This window comes from Neoaquamicrobium sediminum (assembly GCF_013240295.1).
Taxonomy (GTDB): Bacteria; Pseudomonadota; Alphaproteobacteria; order Rhizobiales; family Rhizobiaceae; genus Aerobium; species Aerobium sediminum.
Genome location: NZ_JABETK010000001.1, coordinates 335,611 through 355,750, shown reverse-complemented (window position 1 = coordinate 355,750; position 20,140 = coordinate 335,611). Strand labels below are relative to the sequence as shown.

The window sequence follows — 20,140 nt, the reverse complement described above, 5'->3', positions numbered from 1 at the left end:
GTTTGACAAGACACCCGCCCGGAGCCACGCCGCCCGGGCCGACGATGCGACGAGATCATGACGACCGCTGAGAAGATCGACTATTCCAAGACCCTCTATCTGCCGCAGACGGAGTTTCCGATGCGCGCCGGCCTGCCGGACAAGGAGCCGCTGCTGGTCAAGCGCTGGCAGGAGATGAAGCTCTACAACCGCCTGCGCGAAAGCGCTGCCGGCCGGCCGCTCTATGTGCTGCACGACGGCCCGCCCTACGCCAACGGCAACATCCATATCGGCCACGCGCTCAACAAGATCCTCAAGGACGTCATCACCCGCTCGTTCCAGATGCGCGGTTATGATTCCAATTACGTGCCGGGTTGGGACTGTCACGGCCTGCCGATCGAGTGGAAGATCGAGGAGCAGTACCGCGCCAAGGGGTTGGACAAGGACCAGGTGCCGGTCAACGAATTCCGCAAGGAATGCCGCGACTTCGCGCAGCACTGGATTGAGGTGCAGACCGGGGAGTTCAAGCGCCTCGGCATCGAGGGCGATTTCGACAATCCCTATACGACGATGAACTTCCACGCCGAGGCGCGCATCGCCGGCGAGCTGATGAAGTTCGCCATGTCCGACCAGCTCTATCGCGGCTCCAAGCCGGTGATGTGGTCCGTGGTGGAGCGCACCGCGCTGGCGGAGGCAGAGGTCGAATATCAGGACTATGAGTCGGATACGATCTGGGTGAAGTTCCCAGTGATGATTGCACCGGACGCAACGGTGGTGCAATTCTCTGAAGGAGGGTCTGCTGTTGTTTCTCCGCCGGAGAGCCTTGGGCACGCCTCGGTCGTCATCTGGACGACGACTCCTGGACGATCCCCGGCAACCGTGCAGTGGCCTATTCGCCGCGCATCTCCTACGGACTTTACGAGGTAACTGCCGCGGAGAACGATTTTGGCCCGAAGCCCGGCGAGAAACTGATCTTCGCCGATGCGCTAGCCGAAGAGTCTTTCGCCAAGGCAAAGCTTGAATACAAAAGGCTGCGCAAGGTCGAGGCTGATGAGTTGTCATCCATGGTGCTGGCGCACCCGCTGGCGGGCTTTGGTGGTGGATACGACTTTGAAGTTCCGCTTCTCCCCGGCGACCATGTCACCGACGATGCCGGTACTGGTTTCGTCCACACTGCGCCGGGCCATGGCCGCGAGGACTTCGACGCGTGGATGGACGCAGGCAAGGAGCTTGCCGCGCGCGGCATCGAAACGCGCATCCCCTTCACCGTGGACGATGCCGGCTACTTCACCAAGGATGCGCCGGGCTTCGGGCCGGACCGCGAAGGCGGGGCCGCGCGTGTCATCGACGACAACGGCAAGAAGGGCGACGCCAACAAGGCCGTCATCGAGGCGTTGATCGCCGCGAACATGCTGTTTGCGCGTGGGCGGTTGAAGCACTCCTACCCGCATTCCTGGCGTTCCAAGAAGCCGGTGATCTTCCGCAACACGCCGCAGTGGTTTGTCTATATGGACAAGGACCTGGGCGGCTACGGCCTTCCTCGGGAAGGCCGAGCGTCCGACCGGACGCCGGGCGACGTTTCGCCCGCCCCCGCGGAGGCCAGCGAGCGGAGCGAGCGCTCGGCCGTGAGCGCTAACGAACCCGACACGCTGCGTAGCCGCGCGCTCAAGGCCATCGACGACACGCGCTTCGTGCCGGCCGCCGGCCAGACCCGCCTGCGCGCGATGATCGAGGACCGGCCCGACTGGGTTCTTTCCCGTCAAAGGGCATGGGGCGTGCCGATCTGTGTCTTTGCCGACGAGAATGGCGAGGTGCTGAAGGACGTGGCCGTCAACGCCCGCATTCTGGAGGCCTTCGAAGCCGAGGGCGCGGACGCTTGGTTTGCTGAGGGCGCGCGCGAGCGCTTCCTGGGTTCGCGCGCCAACGAGCCGTGGACGATGGTGATGGACATCCTCGACGTCTGGTTCGATTCGGGCTCGACCCACACCTTCACGCTGGAAGATCGCCCGGACCTGAAGTGGCCGGCCGACGTCTATCTCGAAGGCTCCGACCAGCATCGCGGCTGGTTCCATTCCTCGCTGCTGGAAAGCTGCGGCACGCGGGGCAGGGCGCCTTACGACACCGTCATCACCCATGGCTTCACCATGGATGAGGACGGCCGCAAGATGTCGAAGTCGCTCGGCAATACGGTCGTGCCGCAGGACGTTATGAATCAGTCGGGCGCCGACATCCTGCGCCTGTGGGTCATGACCACCGACTATTGGGAAGACCAGCGCCTCGGCAAGAACGTGCTGCAGACCAATATCGACGCCTATCGCAAGCTCCGGAACACCATTCGCTGGATGCTCGGCACGCTCGCCCATGACGATGGCGAAGACGTTCCCGTCGCCGAGATGCCGGAGCTGGAACGGCTGATGCTGCATCGGCTGGCCGAGCTCGATGAACTCGTGCGCAAGGGCTACGACGCTTTCGACTTCAAGCGCATCACCCGCACGCTGATCGACTTCATGGTCGTCGAGCTGTCAGCGTTCTATTTCGACGTGCGCAAGGACACGCTCTACTGCGACGCTCCATCGAGCACGCGGCGCAAGGCGGCCATCGTCGTCGTGCGCCGGCTGTTCGACAGCCTCGTGACTTGGCTTGCGCCGATGCTGCCGTTCACCATGGAGGAAGCCTGGCTCGACCGTCATCCGCGGGCTGAATCCGTGCACCTGGAGCAGTTCCCCACCATTCCCGCCGAATGGAAGGACGAGAAGCTTGCCGCCAAGTGGCGCAAGGTGCGGCAGGTTCGCCGCGTCGTCACGGGCGCACTGGAGATCGAGCGGCGCGAGAAGCGCATCGGCTCCTCGCTGGAGGCCGCGCCGATCGTTCACGTTACCGATCCGGAGCTGCGTGCGGCAATCGCCGACGTCGACATGGCCGAGACCTGCATCACAAGCGGCATCACGATCGTGGATACGCCGGCACCCGACATCGCCTTCACGCTGGACGAGGTGAAGGGCGTGGGCGTCGTCCCGGCCATGGCCGGTGGAGCCAAGTGCGCGCGCTCCTGGCGCTATACGTCCGATGTCGGCTCCGATCCGGAGTTCCCGGACGTTTCGGCGCGCGATGCCGCGGCATTGCACGAACTGCGTGCGCTCGGCCGGTTGTAAACAGTCATCGGCGGGCAAATGTCCTCCGACATTGCCCGCCGGAGCCGATTAGGGTACAAGGCGCGCTGACTGAACGCCTTGTTGTCGCCGGATTTTCTGGCGAAACTGGACGTCCGGCGCGTTTTTCGCCCGATGTGAGAGGCAAGTTTCAGTGAAGATCGACCGCATTCAAACGCGTGGCCGCACGCCGCTCCTTCTTGGTGCTTCCATGGCATGCGCCGCAACGCTGCTTTCGGGCTGCATGGGCTCGCCCACTTACGGCACCGGCAAGACCGCCAACCAGCAGCTTGTCGAGGATCTCACCGGCATTCTCTCTGTCGGCCCGGCCGACAAAGGCCCCGAGATCGCCTACAATCCACGGCCGAAGCTGGTCCAGCCGGCCTCGCTCGAGGTTCTGCCCGAGCCACAGCAGGATTTGGCCAGTGCTGGCAATCCGGCCTGGCCCGAGTCGCCCGAGGAACGCCGCGCGCGCATTCGCGACGAGGCGACCGCCAACCAGAACAATTCCTCCTACAGGCCCCAGGTTGCGCCCGGGGGCGTTGGCAAATCCGATCCCAACTACGATCCGGAGCGCTGGGGGCTCAGCCCATGGTCAGCGGTGCTGCCCAGCGGGCGGAAGTGCAGCGTCGCCTACGCGAGCGCAATCAGGGCGAAGCGACCAGCCGCCGTTACCTGAGCGAGCCGCCGCTCGACTACCGCCAGCCGAACGCGACGGCGCCCGTTGGCGATCTCGGCGAGGAAGAGTGGAAGAAGGAACGTCGCGTCAAGCGTGCGTCGAGCAAGTCTTCCTGGCGCGACTACGTACCCTGGCTTTGAGGACCGGTCTTCAGCGCCGGTCCCTGAAGAAGTTTTTCAGCATTTCAGAAGCGCGTTGTTCGCCGATGCCGGCGTAGACATCCGGCGCGTGATGGCAGGTGGGCTGCGCGAAATAGCGTCCGCCGCTGACGACGGCGCCGCCCTTTTCGTCGACTGCGCCGAAATAGAGCCGCCGGATGCGCGCGAAGGAAATTGTCGCCGCGCACATCGGGCAAGGCTCCAGCGTCACGTATAGATCGGCGTCGGGAAGCCTTTCGCTGGCCACGAGCCGGCAGGCATCGCGGATCGCCAGGATTTCGGCATGGGCCGTGGGATCGTTCAGTTCACGTGTCCTGTTTCCCGCCTTTGCAAGCACCGTTCCGTCGTGGACGACGACAGCGCCGATCGGCACTTCGCCGCGGTCGCGCGCGGCTTCCGCCTCGGCAAACGCGGCTTCCATGAAGGGGGACGATCTCATGCGTTCTCCGCCACTGACATTTCACTCGCAAGGCCCTATGCGGTCTGATAGTTACCCGCGCTGAAAGGCGAGCGCCACATGAACGATGACAAGAAAAGACCGCCGCGCGGCGACGCAGGACGCGGCCCGCGCGGTGAAGGTGGCGAAAAGCGCCAGTTCCGCAAGCGTGACGACGGCGAAGGCCGGCCCGGCGCCAAGGCCGATGGCGAGCGCAAACCCTTCCGCAAACGCGACGACCGTCCCGCCGGCGAAGGCGGTGATAAGCGTCCGTTCCGTAAACGCGAGGATGGTGAGCGCCGGCCCTACGCGAAGGCAGAAGGTGAGCGCAAACCCTTCCGAAAGCGCGGACCGTCCCACTGGGGAGGGCGAAAAGCGTCCGTTCCGCAAGCGCGAGGACGGCGAGCGCAGGCCCTATGCGAAGGCCGAAGGCGAGCGCAAACCGTTCCAGAAGCGCGAGGATCGTCCAAGGGGAGAGGGTGGCGACAAGCGACCATTCCGCAAGCGCGAGGACGGCGAACGCAGGCCCTATGCGAAGGCGGACGGGGAGCGCAAGCCGTTCCATAAACGCGACGACACCGCAGCACCGCGTCCAGGCAAGCGGGAACGCGAGGTGGCAGTGGATGCGGGTGAGGCGGCTGCTACGAGCGAGCGCATCGCCCGGCGTCTTGCACGGGCTGGCGTGGCCTCGCGTCGCGACGCCGAGGAAATGATCGCGGCCGGCCGCGTCAGGCTCAACGGCAAGGTTCTCGACACGCCGGCGGTCAATGTCGGTCCACGCGACCGTATCGAGCTCGATGGCAATGAAATTCCCGCCATCGAGCGGACGCGGCTGTTCCTGTTCCACAAGCCGGCCGGTGTGGTCACCACCAACCGCGATCCGGAGGGCCGCACGACCGTCTTCGACATCCTGCCGAAGAAGCTGCCGCGGCTCATGACCGTCGGGCGGCTGGACATCAACACCGAGGGGCTGCTGCTGCTGACCAATGATGGCGGCCTGTCGCGTGTGCTCGAACTGCCGGCCACGGGCTGGCTGCGCCGCTATCGCGTGCGCGTGCACGGCAAGGTCGAGCCGGAGGCGCTGGCCGCCCTCAAGGATGGCATCGCCGTCGACGGCGTTTTCTACGGCGGCGTTGAAGCGACGCTCGATCGCGAGCAGGGCTCCAATGCCTGGCTGACGGTCGGCCTGCGCGAGGGCAAGAACCGCGAGGTCAAGAACATCCTCGGCGCGCTCGGGCTCGACGTGACGCGGCTGATCCGGCTGTCCTATGGCCCCTTCCAGCTTGGCGAACTTGCCGAGGGCGAGGTGCGAGAACTCAAGGGCAAGCTCCTGCGCGACCAGCTCGGCGAACGCCTGATCGAGGAATCGGGCGCGAATTTCGATGCGCCGGTGCTCAACGAATTCTCCAACAAGCCGGTCTCGGCCACCTCGGAGAAGAAGCGCGAGGAGCCGGCTGAAAGGCCCAATCGCAAGCGCGAACGCGAGCAAAAGCGCGAGGACGCGCTGGGGCGGCTGCAGACTAAGCCGATGCGTGGGGCGGGCCCGAAACGGGGAAATCCCAACGACAGGGCCGCGCCGGCCGTCGGAAAGTTCCCGCGAGCCAAGGACGGTCCGCGCGAGGAGCGTCAGCCCGAGAAGCAGCGTTCGCGTACGGCCAATGTCTGGATGGCGCCCGGCGCACGCCCTATGGGCGAGAAAAAGGCGGCAGCACTTGCCGAGCGCAACGACGGGCGCCGGTACGCGGGAAAACCGCGACCTGACGGTGCCAAGGGTGGCAAAGGCGGCGGGAAGCCCGGACCGCGCGGCAGCGGCCCGCGTAAGCCGCGAGGCGAGGGCTGAGCTTGCGCGTCGTCGGGGGCGAATTGCGCGGGCGCCCGTTGGCCGCGCCGCGTTCTGATGCGATCCGGCCGACGACGGACCGCACGCGCGAGGCGGTCTTCAACATCATCACCCACAGCCAGTCGGTGCGGCTTGAAGGCGCGCGCGTGCTCGACCTTTTCGCGGGCACCGGTGCTCTTGGCATCGAGGCGCTGTCGCGCGGCGCGGCGCATTGCCTCTTCATCGAGGAATCAGCCGAAGGTCGTGGCCTGATCCGCACCAATGTCGAAGCGATGGGGCTTCAGGGCCGCACCAAGATATTCCGCCGCGACGCAACCGCGCTCGGCGAAACGGGTACGATCCAGCCTTTCGATATCGTCTTTGCCGATCCGCCCTACGGCAAGGGACTGGGTGAACGCGCGCTTGCCTCGGCAATTGCCGGCGGCTGGCTCAGGCAACAAGCCTTCGTGATGGTGGAGGAGGCGAGCGGATCCCCATTCCATCCGCCCGCGGGGCTGAAACTGGTTCAGCGCCGCGACTATGGCGACACCACCGTGACTTTCTGCGAGCGCGCCTGACTTTCGTCACGGTTGCGCCCGATGACGCAGATGTTAGTGCCGCCGCGATTGCTTGCATCGCCGCAGGCGCTAAGTCTCGCAGGGTCTCTGGAGAAGGAAGCTTTCATGATGCTGATTCCCGGCCGCGGTGCCAGCGCGCCTTTCAGGGCAGTGCTCACCGCTGCGTTCATGGCCGTCCCGCTTGCCTTTGCCACCGCAGAGGAAGCGCCGCAGGTCGAGCATTTCACTCTCGACAACGGGCTCGAGGTCGTGGTGATCCCCGACCGGCGCGCGCCGGTCGTTACCCAGATGGTCTGGTACAAGGTCGGCAGCGCCGACGAGGAACCGGGCAAATCGGGCATCGCCCACTTCTTCGAACATCTGATGTTCAAAGGCACCAGCAATCATGGCCCCGGTGAGTTTTCCGCCCGTATCGCCGAGATCGGGGGCGCGAGAACGCCTTCACCTCCTATGATTACACCGCCTACTTCCAACAGGTCGCGCCGGGTGAGCTGAAGACCATGATGGAGTTCGAGGCGGACCGGATGCGCAACCTCATCCTCACGGATGACGTGATCGGGCCCGAGCGCGACGTCATCATCGAGGAGCGCAATTCACGGGTCGAGAACAGCCCTGAATCGCTGCATGGCGAGGAAGTCAACGCTACGCTCTACCAGAACCATCCCTATCGCTTTCCCGTGATTGGGTGGATGCAGGAGATCGAGCAGCTCAACCGGGAGGACGCGACCGAGTTTTACGACCGGTTTTACGCGCCGAACAATGCTGTGCTGGTCGTAGCAGGCGACGTGGATGCCGCGACCGTGCGCAACCTTGCCGAGGAGACATACGGGCTTGTCGAGCGCGGCCCGGACCTGCCGCCGCGCATACGCCCGGTGGAGCCGGAGCAGAACACGAGCCGTATCGTCGAGATGTCGGACCCGCGCGTCGGCGTGGCGAGCTACTCAAGCGTTGGGTCGTGCCTTCCTACACGACCGCCGAGGACGGCGAGGCCGAGGCGCTCGACCTGTTGTCCGAAATACTTGGCGGCGGCATGCGCAGCCGTATCTATCAGGAACTGATCGTGCGGCAGGGCATCGCCTCGTCGGCCGGCGCCTACTATCAGGGCACGTCGCTCGATGACACGGCGTTTGTCGTCTACGGATCGCCGCGCGGCGACTCCACGATCGAGGACGTCGAGCGCGCGATCGATGAGGAGATCGCGAAAGTCGCAGAAGACGGCATTTCCGAGGACGAGCTTGCGAAAGCCAAGAAACGGGCGACCCGTTCCATGATCTTCGCCCGCGACGACCAGTCCGGCATGGCGCGTATCTACGGCTCGACACTGACGACCGGAGGGACAGTCGAGGATGTTCTGGAGTGGCCAGAGCGCATCGACGCCGTCTCCGCCGACGACGTGAAGCGGGTCGCCGCGCGCTACCTCGATCAGCGCCGGTCTGTGACCGGCTATCTGCGGCCCGAAAAGGATGACCGCTCATGAACGCGACGGAGGCAACCCCCTCAATGCAGGCCAATCGCTTCACGCTGACGCTGACGACGCTTCTTCTGGCGTTGATGTTTCTCACGCTGCCGGCCGTCCTTCCGGCGCGCGCGGCCGTCGACATCCAGGAGGTCACCTCCGACAGTGGCGTCAAGGCCTGGCTGGTGGAAGATTACACCGTGCCGATCATCTCCGTGCGGTTTGCCTTCAATGGCGGCAGCACCCAGGACCCGGAGGGCAAGGAGGGTGTCTCCACGCTCATGACTGGCCTGTTCGACGAGGGTGCAGGCGATCTCGATGCCGACGCCTTTCAGGAACGGCTGGACGAGGTTGGCGCGGAAATGAGCTTCAACGCCACGCGCGATGCCGTCTATGGCCAGATGCGTGTGCTCGAGGAGGGGCGCGACGACGCGTTCGACCTTCTGCGGCTTGCCGTCAACAACCCGCGTTTCGACCAGGAGCCGGTCGACCGCATCCGCGCCCAGATCATGACGCGCATCCAGCGCGACATGCGCGATCCGGAATCGCTGGGGCAGGAAGAATTCGCCCGCGCGCTATACGGCGATCATCCCTACGCACGCCGCTCGGACGGGACCGACGAGACGCTCGGCTCGGTAAAGCCAGAGGACCTGAAGGCGCTGCATGCGCGCACCTTCGCGCGCTCGAACGTCAGCATTGGCGTTGTCGGTGCCATCGATGCCGAAACCCTCAAGACGATGCTCGACAAGGTGTTCGGCGACCTGCCGCAGGAACCCGAGCTGCTGCCGGTGGAACACGTTTCGCCAAAGCTGGACCAGAAAATCTCCTACGCCTATCCCCTGCCGCAGGCGACGATCCAGCTTGTCTATCCGGGCATTGCCCGCGACGATCCGGAATTCTTCCCAGCCTTTCTCATGAACCACATCCTTGGTGGCGGCACCTTCTCTTCGCGCCTGTTCGACGAGGTGCGGGAAAAGCGCGGTCTTGCCTATGGCGTTGGTTCCGGCCTTCATACCGGCGAATACGCCGACATGCTGACGATCGGCACGTCCACGCGCGCCGATCGGGCGAAGGAAACCCTCGAACTCATTCGCGACGTGGTGCGCGGGATGGCGCAGGAGGGCCCCACGGAGGCAGAGCTGGAGCGCGCCAAGACCTATCTGATTGGCGCATATCCGATCAACAATCTCGATTCGTCGGCGGCTATCGCGCGGACGCTCGTCGAATTGCAGCTCGACGATCGTGGCATCGACTACATCGACCGCCGGGTCGGCTACATCAACGCCGTGACGCTCGATCAGGTCAAGGCGGCTGCCCGTCGCCTGCTTATTGCCGAACCTGCGATACTGGTGATAGGTCCGGAGGCGGCAGACGGCGGCTGAAAGGAAGGCTATGGAAGCCTCGATCCCCGAGCGCGCCACGGAAAGCGGCGCGCCGCAGCTCGAGAAAGGTCGTGACCCGACCTTTGCGGTCGCCTTCGGCGGCGGTGGTGCGCGAGGCCTTGCTCATATCCACGTCATCGAGGCGCTCGACGAACTCGGCATCAGGCCGGTGGCGATTTCCGGCTCGTCGATCGGGGCAATTATGGGCGCCGGCATGGCCGCCGGAATGTCGGGCAAGGAGATCCACGATTATGCGCACTCGATACTCGGGCGACGGTCCGAGGTGGCAGCGCGCATGTGGCGCGCACGTCCGGGAAGCTTTTCGGAGATGGTTTCCGGCGGGGTGGGTCTCACGCAGTTCAATGTAGAGCGCATCATCCACGCGTTCCTGCCGCCGGTCATTCCGGAGACCTTCGAGGAACTGCAGATTCCGCTGCAGGTGACGGCGACCGATTTCTTCGCCCACAGGGAAACGATCTTCGATAGCGGTGATCTTTACAAGGCGGTCGCGGCGTCCGCGCCATTCCAGCCGTGTTTCGCCCGGTCAGGCATGAGGGTCGCATCCTGGTCGACGGCGGTATAGCCAATCCCGTCCCGTTCGACCTGCTCGAAGGCAAGGCCGACATATTGATCGCCATCGACGTTGTGGGCTCGCCGGTGCATGACCGCCGTGCCAAGCCCAACTCGCTCGATCTCGTATTCGGCGCCAGCCAGATCATGATGCAGTCGATTATCGCACTTAAGCTGCAACAGGGCCGTCCGCAGATACTGCTGCGTCCGCCCGTGTCGCACTTCCGCGCGCTGGACTTCCTCAAGGTCGACCGCGTCATGGCAGAGACAGCCTCCATCAAGGACGAGCTGAAACAGGCCGTCGGCGCCGCGGTGGAGCGCTTCGAGAAGGACGCGGCCTGAGCATCGCTCCCCGTCGCTATTGAAGTGTCGCCGCCTTACCGGTGGAGAAGGGCGAGTTGGCGGCAGGCGGCGGCGACGGCACGTCATCTTCAGCCGGTGGCTTGTCGCCGATGCCGCGAACGACGCGAAAGGCCACGACGGCGGCGACGATGCCGAACACGATCGCGCCGAGACCCCAGCCAGCGATGACCCCTTTGGCTCCGTAAAGCTGCGCGCCCGCCCAGACGAACGGGATCACGCCCAGCGTCGACCGTCCCCAGTTGAAAACCGTAGAATAGGTTGCAAAGCCGAGATTGTTGAAGGCGGCATTCGCCACGAACAGCATGCCGTTGAAAAGGAAGCTGCCCGCAACAAAGAGGCAGAAGAAGATAACGAGCTCGCGCGCTTCGCCCACAGCGCCGAAAAGATCGGCGACCGGCGTCGACAGCAGGGCGAGTAGCATCCAGACGCCCAGGCAATAGAGCGTGACGAAGACCAGCGCATCGCGCAGGGCGGCGTTGAGGCGATCGTAGCGCCGCGCGCCGTAGTTCTGGCCAAGGATCGGTCCAACAGCGCCGGAAAGCGCGAAAATCACTCCGAACGCGACAGGGATGAGCCGGCCGATGATCGCCCACCCTGCGACCGCCTCGTCGCCGAAGCGCGCCATCTCGATCGTCACATAGGCGTTGCCCACGGGCGTTGCGATTTGGGTCAGGACGGCGGGTATCCCGATCGCAAAGAATGGCCGCGCTGCCGCCACCATCTTGCGCGGGCCGGGCAGCGCCATCAGTCGGTGCACGACATGCGCGCCATGGATACCGATTGCGAGCAGGACCAGTCGCGACAGCACCGTCGAGATCGCCGCGCCGTCAAGCCCAAGATCGAACCCGAAGATGAGGATGGGGTCGAGCACCGCAGCCGCCGCGCCGCCAGCCAGCGTCACATACATGGCGCGCCGTGCATCGCCGACGCCACGCAGGATGCCGGTTGCGCACATGCCCATGGAGACGAGCGGCGACGACGGGATCACGATCTGGAGAAACCGCGTCGCTAGCTGGCGGGTCTCGCCCGTTGCGCCCAGGAGACCGACGAGCGGATCGAGGAACGGCCAGATGGCCAGCACGATGACGCCCGTCGTCAGGCCCATGAACATCATCGCCGCGCCGCCCATGCGCGCGGCTTCCGCCCGGTCGCCGCGTCCGAGTGCGCGCGAAACCAGCGCCGAGGCCGCAATTGTCAGGCCGATGGAGACCGACAGGGTAAAGAACATCAGCGTGCTGGCAAAGCCGATTGCCGCTGCGAGCTCCTGCACGCCGAGCATCGAAATGTAGAAGAGATTGAGGGCATCCACGATGAAGATGGCGACCAGACCCACCGAGCCCGTCGCTGTCATCACGGCGACATGGCGCATCGTCGATCCTGTGACGAATTTGGCCTGTGTAGATGTGGCGGATGCGGGTGCTGGCATCGGACTCGGGCGCGGTGTTTATCGCTCCTACCACGAATTGGCGTCTCCGCCAGCCATTGCAACGCGCAACCCATGGCCATAGATGGAGGCTACATACCGCCAGACACCTCCCGTATCCGCAGGACCAGAGCTTTTTGATGAACCAGAAGATCGATTCCAGCAGCCTCGCCGATCTCGTTGCGCGGCTTGTGGACGCTGCGAAGCGTGCCGGGGCCGATGCTTCCGATGCCGTTGCTGTCCGTTCGCGGTCGACCAGCGTTTCGGTGCGGCTGGGCAAGGTGGAGAACACCGAGGCAGCCGAAAGCGACGACGTCTCGCTTCGCGTCTTCCTCGGCAATCGCACCGCCAGCGTTTCAGCCAATGCCGCGTCCGATCCGGCGTCGCTTGCCGAACGTGCGGTGGCGATGGCGAAGGCCTCGCCCGAAGATCCGCATCAACGGCTTGCCGATCAGACGCTGCTTGCACGTTCGATCCGCAACCTCGATCTGTTCGACCCGACGGAACTGTCGGCGGAAAAGTTACGCGAAGATGCGCTTGCGATGGAAGAGGCGGCCATGGCCGTATCAGGCGTCACCAATTCCAGCGGTTCCGGCGCGTCGGTGGGCATGGGCGGGCTGGTGCTCGCCACCTCGCATGGTTTTCTTGGCGAGTACATGGCAACGCGCTTCTCGCGTTCCGTCAGTGTGATCGCTGGCGAAGGCACGGGCATGGAGCGCGACTACGAATATTCGTCCCGTCTCCACTTCGCAGACCTCGCCGCGGTTGCCGAGATCGGCCGCAAGGCGGGCGAGCGCGCAACTAGAAGGTTCGGTGCCCGCAAGGCACGCACAGGCCCTGTGACGGTCATCTACGACCCGCGTGTCGCGCGTGGCATCGCCGGACACCTGGCGGGCGCCATAAATGGCGCGTCGGTGGCGCGGAAGACCAGCTTCCTGCGCGATATGATGGGCAAGAAGGTGGCGTCAGCCGGCATCACGGTAACCGACGATCCGCTCAAGCTGCGCGGCCAGTCCTCCAGGCCGTTCGATGGTGAAGGCGTGCAGGGCGAGAGCATGACCATGGTTGACCGCGGCGTGCTCGGTCACTGGTTTCTCTCGACCTCTGCTGCAAGCGAGCTCGGGCTGCAGACCAACGGGCGCGGTGTGCGTGCATCGTCATCGGTGTCCCCATCGTCGACCAACTTGGCGATCGAGCCCGGTGACCAGTCGCCGGAAGAGATGATTCGTTCGCTCAAGTCCGGATTCTACGTCACCGAAGTGTTCGGGCAGGGCGTAAACATGGTGACGGGGAGTATTCGCGCGGCGCTTCGGGCTTCTGGATCGAAAATGGCGAACTCGCCTGGCCGGTGTCCGAGGTCACGATCGCCGCCAACCTCAAGGACATGTTCCTGAACATGGTTCCGGCCAGCGACCTCGATCGCAATTTCGGCACGGCCGCGCCGACGCTTCTTATCGAAGGGATGACGCTTGCAGGCGAATGAAATGGTCGTTGACGATCTGAATGCTGACCTTGCGCTGCTGCGCGACGCGGCGCGGGAGGGCGGCGAGATCGCGATGCGCTATTTCCGCAAGGAGCCGGAGGCCTGGCTCAAGGACGGCTCGTCTCCGGTAACCGCCGCCGACATTGCCGTCGACCGGTTCCTGTTCGAAACGCTGCGCGCCGCGCGACCTTCCTACGGCTGGCTCTCGGAAGAGACGGTCGACAATCTTGATCGGCTTTCAGCGCGACGCACATTCGTGGTCGATCCGATCGACGGCACGCGCGCCTTCATCGCGGGCAGGCGGACGTGGTGCGTTTCCGTCGCCGTGGTCGAGAACGGCGTTGCCATGGCGGGCGTACTCGACTGCCCGGCCAAGCAGGAGATCTACGAGGCGGCCGCTGGCGGTCCGGCGATGTGCAACGGCAAGGTGATCGCCGTCGCCGGCCATGGCGAACGCCCGCGCGTCGCCGGCCCCAAGCAGCTTCTGGCGCGTGCGCCCGCTTATATGCGTGCCGGCCCGGAGATCGCATACATTCCATCGCTTGCCTATCGGCTGGCAATGGTGGCGAGCGGGCGTCTCGACGGAACCTTCGTCAAGCCCAATTCCCATGACTGGGACCTTGCCGCCGCCGATCTGATCCTGCGCCGTGCGGGCGGTGCCGTGGTCAATGATAGGCGCGAAGCGCCGTTCTATGCCGGCGCTGATCCGCGCCACGGCGCGCTGGCGGCCGGCAGCGGCAAGCTGCTGCATGATATGGCGCAGGTAATAGCGGTTGCGGAATGACGCAGCGCCTTCACGCGACGGTTTCAAAACGTAACGAATTCCTCTAGAGGAATTGCCATCGCCTCGGCGCCGCCCCCGCGCCGGGGTGCTGCTCCACCCAAGACATGTGTGACCGATATGGCCGAAGACACCGGAAGCAAGCAACTCCTACACCTCGTATTCGGCGGCGAGCTGACGTCGCTGTCCAACGTTGATTTCCGCAATCTCGACGAGCTGGACATCGTCGGAATCTTTCCCGACTACAAATCCGCCGAAATTGCGTGGAAAGCAAAGGCGCAGGCGACCGTGGACAATGCTCATATGCGCTATTTCATCGTCCACCTGCATCGTCTGCTCGACCCGCAGGCCAAATAAGCCAGAACGACAACAACAAGAATAACGATACGCATGGACGACAACGCCGTTTCACCCCTGCCGGAGACGCGCGCGCAGGCGCACAAGTCCAAGCCGGGCGTCTTCAAGGCCACCTGGAAGAAGATTAGGCAGCCGCTCGTCCGATCGACATTCGTGAAGCATCTGCTGGCGACGCTCATCGCGGGCTTGGTCAAATTCATCTACTGGACCAATCCGGCTGTTGCCGGGTCCGACGATCCGGCACCACGCATTGCCGCACTGTCTCCAGCAATCGGGGCCCTGTGGCACGGTCAGCACCTGTTGGGGCCGGCGGTCAATCCGCGCCGCCACAAGCTGGTTGCCATGTTCTCGCGCAGTGCCGATGCCGAGCTCAACGCGCTCGTTGCACAGAAGCTCGGCTTCGGCATCGTGCGCGGCTCGGGCGGCCGTGAAGGGACCAAGGCCGACAAGGGCGGCGCCAAGGCGCTCATCACGCTCAAGAAGACGCTCGACAGCGGGATGAACGTGGCGATGATTGCCGATATTCCGCACGGCACGCCGCGCCAGGCCGGGCTCGGCATCGTGACGCTGGCGAAGGTATCCGGCCGGCCCATCGTCCCTGTGGCGATTGCCACCAGCCGCCGCAAGGTGCTGGAGCGGAGCTGGGACAAGACCACGATCAACCTGCCCTTCGGGCGCCACGCGCTGGCGGTCGGGGAGGAAATCTACGTGCCTTCCGATGCCGATGCTGAAATGATGGAGGCAAAGCGGCGCGAGGTGACCGCATCGCTCAACGCGGCGACCGAGCGGGCGTATAAACTGGTCGACGGCCCGCGATGAGTGAACGCTGGGCCCGCACCCTGCTGACAGCATACAGATGGGCGGGCGCAGCCGCTTATCCCGTCATCGGCGGCTATGTGGCCTGGCGCGCGACCAAGGGCAAGGAAGAACACAACCGCCGGCGCGAACGCTACGGCCGCGCTGGCCTGCCCCGCCCGGAAGGGCCGCTGGTGTGGCTGCATGCGGCGAGTGTCGGTGAAACGATAGCAGTGGCGCCGCTGATCGAGCGTATCGTCGATTTCGGCATCAATGTCGTGCTCACCACGGGCACCGTCACGTCGGCACAGGTCGCTAAGGAACGCCTCGGCGACCGCATCATCCACCAGTATGTGCCGCTCGACCTGAAACCCGCAGTGAGCCGGTTTCTCGACCATTGGCAGCCCGATCTGGCGATCATCGCCGAATCCGAGATATGGCCGATGACCATTTTGGAACTGGGCGCGCGGCGGGTGCCGCAGGTGCTGGTCAATGGCCGGCTGTCCGATCGCTCGTTCGCGAGCTGGAGCAAGCGTGGGTTCATCGCGGAAGCATTGCTCGAGAACCTCGCCCATGTGATTGCCCAGTCGGAGGTGGACGCCGAGCGCTTCCACAAGCTCGGTGCGCGCCCCGTTACGGTTTCCGGCAATCTCAAGGTCGACACGGTGCCACCGCCCGTCGATGCCGAGGTTCTGGCGCGGATCAAGGGCGAGATCGGTAACCGCAAGGTCTGGGCCGCAGTCTCCACGCACGACGGCGAGGAGGACGCGGCGGTTCATGTGCATACCCTGCTGCGGGGCCGTCATTCGGATCTGCTCACCGTGATTGTCCCTCGCCATCCCGAGCGCGCCGATGCTATCGCCGCTGCCTGCGCCGAAAAGGGACTGACCGTGGCTCGCCGCAGCCTCGGCGACAAGATTTCATCGGGCACGGACATCTTCCTCGGCGACACAATCGGCGAGATGGGGCTCTATCTGCGCCTTACCGAGATTGCCTTTGTCGGGCGCTCGCTGACCGGACAAGGCGGCCAGAACCCGCTGGAGCCGGCCATGCTCGAGACGGCGGTGCTGGCTGGCCGAAACGTGCAGAATTTCCGCGAATCCTATCAAAAGCTCGCGGCCGCCGGCGGTGCCCGGTTCGTGCGCGACAAGGATGTGCTGGCGGGTGCGGTCAATTTCCTGCTCAACAATGAGCCGGAGCGGCGCAAGATGATGGACGCGGGCATGCGCACGGTCGAGGAGATGCGTGGCTCCCTCGCCAAGACGCTGCAGGCGCTTGAGCCCTACATCCATCCCCTCATCGTTCAGGCGCGGTTGGGCACCGCCGTCAACGGCAGCGGGTGCTAGGGCCGGCCATGGTCAGCGAAGCGCCGCCCTTCTGGTGGGGTAAGCCCGACTGGCGCGCCTGGGGGCTATGGCCGTTTGCCGCGATCTACGGTGCGGTTGCCCGCAAACGGCTTCTGAATGCGCCACGCGAAAAGGTCGATGCGCCGGTGCTGTGCGTCGGCAACCTGACGGTCGGCGGTTCCGGCAAGACGCCGGTTGCGATCGCCTTGGCGCGCGAAGCCGCCACGATAGGGCTGAAACCCGGCATCCTGTCTCGCGGACACGGCGGATCGGTCGCGGGTGAACCGCACCTCGTGGATGCCCATCACGATAGCGCGCGCCATGTCGGCGACGAACCGCTGCTTCTGGCGCGCGCGGCACGGGTCGCCGTCAGCACCGACAGGTCCGCCGCCGCACGGCTGCTGATCGATCTTGGCTGCAACTTTCTGATCATGGATGACGGTTTTCAGAGCGCCCGCATTCATATCGATCATGCGTTGATCGTGGTCGATGCGCGCCGCGGCATTGGCAACGGCTACACGATTCCCGCAGGTCCGATGCGGGCGGCACTCGTCGACCAGATGCGTTATGCCGACAGCGTGCTCAAGGTCGGCGACGGACCGGGCGCAGATGTGGTGCTTCGTCAGGCAGCCCGCGCCGCGAGACCGTTCCACGAAGCATCGATAAAGCCGGCTGCGCCCGAAGGCATCGCAGGCGCGCGCTGCCTGGCTTTTGCGGGCATCGGCGAGCCGCAGAAATTCTTCGACACTGTCACGGCGGTCGGCGGCCAGATCGAGATCGCGAAAAGTTTCGGCGATCATCATTTCTATTCGGATTTCGACGCGCAGGACCTTCTCGCGACAGCCGACGCGCAGGGCCTTGAGATCGTCACCACCGCCAAGGATGCCGTGCGGCTCGACCACGCCAGCGAGGCGCTCTCCGCGCTGCGCAAACGTGTCAAGATCATCGAGATCGAAACGGTGTTCGAGGTTGCCCGCGCGCCGCGCGCCATCATCGAGGCGACGCTTGAAGCGTGGCGGCTGCGCCGCGTCGAGGCGCGGTAGGTCCTAGCCGCGCTTGCGAAGCTCGGGGTTGACCTCGATCTCGCGGGAAAGCGAGGCGGCCGCGTTCGCATAGGGCTCCTGCCGCGCGACGCTCCAGTATTTCAGTTCGTCCAGCGGGATCGGTTCGCCGGTGACGGCGCAGCGAACGAACGCGCCCGGCGTAAGAACCTGGAAGTCGCCATCCAGATAGCGGATGCGAGCCTCCTTGCCGCCGGGTCCTTCGAAACGGTTCATCTCATTCGCCTTTCGCAACGCGCCTGTACCGCCATAAAACCGTTGTCAGGTCAAGCCGGCAGCTCAGCGTCGGCCGAACAGCCGTTCGATGTCGGAGAGCTTCAACTCCACATAGGTCGGCCGACCGTGGTTGCAGGTGCCGGAGCCGGGTGTCGCTTCCATCTGCCGCAGCAGCGCGTTCATCTCCTCAGGCCGAAGCCTGCGGCCCGACCGGACCGAGCCGTGGCAGGCCATGGTGGCGGCGATCGCGTCGAGACGTTCCTTGAGGGTTTCCACCGTATCTGTGTCGGCGATTTCGTCGGCGAGGTCTCGCACCAGCCGCTGCACGTCGACCTCGCCCAGCATCGCGGGCGTCTCGCGCACGGCAACCGCGCCGGGACCGAAGCGTTCCACCCCGAGACCGAAGCGGCGCAGCAGGTCGCCATGCGAGGCGAGCCGCTCGGCATCTTCTTCCGACATGTCGACGATTTCCGGCAGGAGAAGCATCTGCGCGGGCACGTCGCGCGAGGCAAGCGCCTGCTTCAGCGCCTCGTAAACCAGCCGTTCATGCGCGGCATGCTGGTCGACGATGACAAGTGAATCGTCGGTTTGCGCCACGATGTAGTTCTCGTGCACCTGCGCACGAGCGGCTCCGAGCGGCCTCCCCGTCATTTCGGGCATCGGCTCGGCAACGCCGGCACGTGCATCCGCGCTCGGGGCCGTCGTATCGAAAATCGCCTGCGCAGCCTCGGCAAACCCACCGTTCAGCGGGCGGTGCGGTGAGGCTGCCATATCGAAGCCGGCTGCGGCATAGGCCTGCGATCCCGCATGGGCGTATGCCGGCTGGCTCCCGCCGCCCGTGCCGCCTGGCCGGAACGCGTCCATCATCGCGCCTGCGGCGGTGGTGGCCGGACGGATGCCTGCCTGGGCGAGAGCCTGCCGGATCGAGCCGACGATCAGCCCGCGCACCATGCCCGGATCGCGAAAACGCACGTCCGCCTTGGCCGGATGCACGTTGACGTCCACCAGCGCCGGATCGAGTTCGATGAACAGCGCCGTTACGGCATGGCGATCACGTGGCAGAACGTCGGCATAAGCGCCGCGGATCGCGCCCGCCAGCATCTTGTCGCGCACCGGGCGCCCATTGACGTAGAGATACTGGTGTAGCGAATTGGCGCGGGTATAGGAGGGGATCGACGCGTAACCAAACAGCCGCACGTCGTCCCGCATCGCCTCGACGGCCAGCGCGTTGTCGGCGAACTCCCGGCCGATGACCTGTGCGATACGCTGCTGCAAGCCTTCGCGGGATTGGCCGCACGCGGCAAGGTCCAGCGTCGAGCGATCGGTGCCCGACAGCGTGAACCGTACATGGGGGAACGCGATCGAGATGCGCTTCACGACGTCGGCGACGGCCGTCGCCTCGGCACGCTCGCCCTTCATGAATTTGAGCCGTGCCGGGGTGGCGAAAAACAGGTCGCGCACCTCGACCAGAGTGCCGCGGTTACCCGCCACCGGGCGCACCGGGACGATGCGGCCGCCCTCGACCGCGATCTCGTGCGCGGTGTCTGCATCGGCAGGGCGGGAGCGGATCGAGAGTTTCCCGACCGAGCCGATGGAAGGCAACGCCTCGCCGCGAAAGCCGAGCGAACGGATGTCGTGAATGTCGTCGGAAAGCTTCGACGTGCAGTGCCGTGCAATGGAAAGGGCAAGGTCGCCGGCATCCATGCCGCCGCCGTCGTCGGTGACCCGGATGAGCGAAAGCCCGCCGCCGGCTGTCGCGATCTCAACGCGCGAGGCGCCCGCATCCAGCGCGTTCTCGACCAGTTCCTTGACCACGCTGGCCGGGCGCTCGATCACCTCACCGGCGGCGATCTGGTTGATGACGGTCTCTGAAAGCTGGCGGATGTTCATGGCGCCATTCTAGCGGGATTCGCAGGGCCAAGGTAAGGTCGGAAGGAGGCCAAGAGGTGATCGTGTCGGATTGATGACATCCAGGCCGTCATCCCGGCCAAGGGAGCGAAGCGACTGCGGAGCCGGGACCCATTGAGCGGCGCGGCCGGGTTCCGGGTTAGCGACGGCGTTTGATCTCGCCGATGCGAGGACCGGGCCGTTCTTTATGATGTTCGGACC

13 protein-coding genes and 5 pseudogenes are annotated in these 20,140 nt (G+C 65.0%); 14 read left to right on the top strand and 4 right to left on the bottom strand.

What is annotated here, in order from left to right; translation table 11 throughout:
- Window positions 1-57: 57 nt before the first annotated feature.
- The 3 genes and pseudogenes from HK436_RS33335 to HK436_RS01700 all read left to right on the top strand — a co-directional run.
- Window positions 58-729: pseudogene (locus HK436_RS33335) on the top strand (class I tRNA ligase family protein); the annotation flags it as partial.
- A 134-nt stretch (window positions 730-863) separates the two neighbouring features.
- Window positions 864-3,131 carry an isoleucine--tRNA ligase gene (locus tag HK436_RS01705; protein WP_376769116.1) on the top strand — a complete coding sequence of 756 codons (2,268 nt, stop codon included), beginning with the start codon at window positions 864-866 and terminating at the stop codon, window positions 3,129-3,131.
- A gap of 151 nt (window positions 3,132-3,282) precedes the next feature.
- The gene (locus HK436_RS01700; protein WP_244648450.1) at window positions 3,283-3,807 is read left to right on the top strand and encodes a hypothetical protein; all 525 of its coding nucleotides are present in this window, start codon (window positions 3,283-3,285) and stop codon (window positions 3,805-3,807) included.
- Between the two features lie 150 nt (window positions 3,808-3,957).
- Here HK436_RS01700 and HK436_RS01695 read toward each other — a convergent pair whose 3' ends face one another.
- Window positions 3,958-4,404: a nucleoside deaminase gene (locus HK436_RS01695; RefSeq protein WP_244648448.1), complete on the bottom strand. Its 447-nt coding sequence runs from the start codon at window positions 4,402-4,404 to the stop codon at window positions 3,958-3,960.
- A gap of 78 nt (window positions 4,405-4,482) precedes the next feature.
- Between HK436_RS01695 and HK436_RS01690 the strand changes: the two are divergent.
- From HK436_RS01690 to HK436_RS01670, 5 genes and pseudogenes are all read left to right on the top strand, one after another.
- Window positions 4,483-6,241 (top strand): annotated as a pseudogene (locus tag HK436_RS01690) (pseudouridine synthase).
- A 2-nt stretch (window positions 6,242-6,243) separates the two neighbouring features.
- Window positions 6,244-6,798 carry a 16S rRNA (guanine(966)-N(2))-methyltransferase RsmD gene (rsmD, locus tag HK436_RS01685; RefSeq protein ID WP_173186847.1) on the top strand — a complete coding sequence of 185 codons (555 nt, stop codon included), beginning with the start codon at window positions 6,244-6,246 and terminating at the stop codon, window positions 6,796-6,798.
- 168 nt (window positions 6,799-6,966) lie between these two features.
- Window positions 6,967-8,275: pseudogene (locus HK436_RS01680) on the top strand (M16 family metallopeptidase).
- Window positions 8,272-9,636 (top strand): M16 family metallopeptidase, encoded by a 1,365-nt coding sequence (locus HK436_RS01675; protein ID WP_244648446.1) that lies wholly within the window; start codon window positions 8,272-8,274, stop codon window positions 9,634-9,636. Before HK436_RS01680 ends, HK436_RS01675 begins: the two are co-directional and overlap by 4 nt.
- 136 nt (window positions 9,637-9,772) lie before the next feature.
- Window positions 9,773-10,548: pseudogene (locus tag HK436_RS01670) on the top strand (patatin-like phospholipase family protein).
- Window positions 10,549-10,564: 16 nt separating this feature from the next.
- Here the strand turns inward: HK436_RS01670 and HK436_RS01665 are convergent.
- A complete protein-coding gene (locus tag HK436_RS01665) occupies window positions 10,565-11,938 on the bottom strand; it encodes an MATE family efflux transporter (protein WP_173186845.1) in 1,374 nt (457 codons plus the stop codon).
- A gap of 194 nt (window positions 11,939-12,132) precedes the next feature.
- Between HK436_RS01665 and HK436_RS01660 the strand changes: the two are divergent.
- From HK436_RS01660 to lpxK, 6 genes and pseudogenes are all read left to right on the top strand, one after another.
- Window positions 12,133-13,475: pseudogene (locus HK436_RS01660) on the top strand (TldD/PmbA family protein).
- A 1-nt stretch (window position 13,476) separates the two neighbouring features.
- Entirely contained in the window at window positions 13,477-14,259 is a 783-nt protein-coding gene (locus HK436_RS01655; RefSeq protein ID WP_173186843.1) for a 3'(2'),5'-bisphosphate nucleotidase CysQ, read from the top strand.
- Window positions 14,260-14,376: 117 nt separating this feature from the next.
- On the top strand, window positions 14,377-14,613 hold the full coding sequence (locus HK436_RS01650) for a DUF4170 domain-containing protein (RefSeq protein ID WP_173186841.1): 237 nt from the start codon (window positions 14,377-14,379) through the stop codon (window positions 14,611-14,613).
- A gap of 33 nt (window positions 14,614-14,646) precedes the next feature.
- Window positions 14,647-15,432, top strand: coding sequence for a lysophospholipid acyltransferase family protein (locus HK436_RS01645; protein ID WP_173186839.1), 786 nt, complete (start codon window positions 14,647-14,649; stop codon window positions 15,430-15,432).
- Complete coding sequence (gene waaA, locus HK436_RS01640) at window positions 15,429-16,754, top strand: lipid IV(A) 3-deoxy-D-manno-octulosonic acid transferase (protein WP_173186837.1); 1,326 nt, start codon at window positions 15,429-15,431, stop codon at window positions 16,752-16,754. Before HK436_RS01645 ends, waaA begins: the two co-directional genes overlap by 4 nt.
- An 8-nt stretch (window positions 16,755-16,762) precedes the next feature.
- On the top strand, window positions 16,763-17,797 hold the full coding sequence (gene lpxK / locus HK436_RS01635; protein WP_173186835.1) for a tetraacyldisaccharide 4'-kinase: 1,035 nt from the start codon (window positions 16,763-16,765) through the stop codon (window positions 17,795-17,797).
- A gap of 3 nt (window positions 17,798-17,800) precedes the next feature.
- Here lpxK and HK436_RS01630 read toward each other — a convergent pair whose 3' ends face one another.
- Complete coding sequence (locus tag HK436_RS01630; protein ID WP_173186833.1) at window positions 17,801-18,031, bottom strand: DUF2093 domain-containing protein; 231 nt, start codon at window positions 18,029-18,031, stop codon at window positions 17,801-17,803.
- A 63-nt stretch (window positions 18,032-18,094) separates the two neighbouring features.
- Window positions 18,095-19,921 (bottom strand): DNA mismatch repair endonuclease MutL, encoded by a 1,827-nt coding sequence (gene mutL / locus HK436_RS01625; protein ID WP_173186831.1) that lies wholly within the window; start codon window positions 19,919-19,921, stop codon window positions 18,095-18,097.
- Window positions 19,922-20,140 lie beyond the last annotated feature (219 nt).

Excerpts from the sequence above, each read along its gene's own strand:
- HK436_RS01675 (WP_244648446.1), top strand. The coding sequence starts at position 8,272 with ATGAACGCGACGGAGGCAACCCCCTCAATGCAGGCCAATCGCTTCACG.
- HK436_RS01665 (WP_173186845.1), bottom strand. The coding sequence starts at position 11,938 with ATGCGCCATGTCGCCGTGATGACAGCGACGGGCTCGGTGGGTCTGGTC.
- mutL (WP_173186831.1), bottom strand. The coding sequence starts at position 19,921 with ATGAACATCCGCCAGCTTTCAGAGACCGTCATCAACCAGATCGCCGCC.
- HK436_RS01650 (WP_173186841.1), top strand. The coding sequence starts at position 14,377 with ATGGCCGAAGACACCGGAAGCAAGCAACTCCTACACCTCGTATTCGGC.
- lpxK (WP_173186835.1), top strand. The coding sequence starts at position 16,763 with ATGGTCAGCGAAGCGCCGCCCTTCTGGTGGGGTAAGCCCGACTGGCGC.
- HK436_RS01655 (WP_173186843.1), top strand. The coding sequence starts at position 13,477 with ATGGTCGTTGACGATCTGAATGCTGACCTTGCGCTGCTGCGCGACGCG.
- HK436_RS01645 (WP_173186839.1), top strand. The coding sequence starts at position 14,647 with ATGGACGACAACGCCGTTTCACCCCTGCCGGAGACGCGCGCGCAGGCG.
- HK436_RS01695 (WP_244648448.1), bottom strand. The coding sequence starts at position 4,404 with ATGAGATCGTCCCCCTTCATGGAAGCCGCGTTTGCCGAGGCGGAAGCC.
- HK436_RS01630 (WP_173186833.1), bottom strand. The coding sequence starts at position 18,031 with ATGAACCGTTTCGAAGGACCCGGCGGCAAGGAGGCTCGCATCCGCTAT.
- waaA (WP_173186837.1), top strand. The coding sequence starts at position 15,429 with ATGAGTGAACGCTGGGCCCGCACCCTGCTGACAGCATACAGATGGGCG.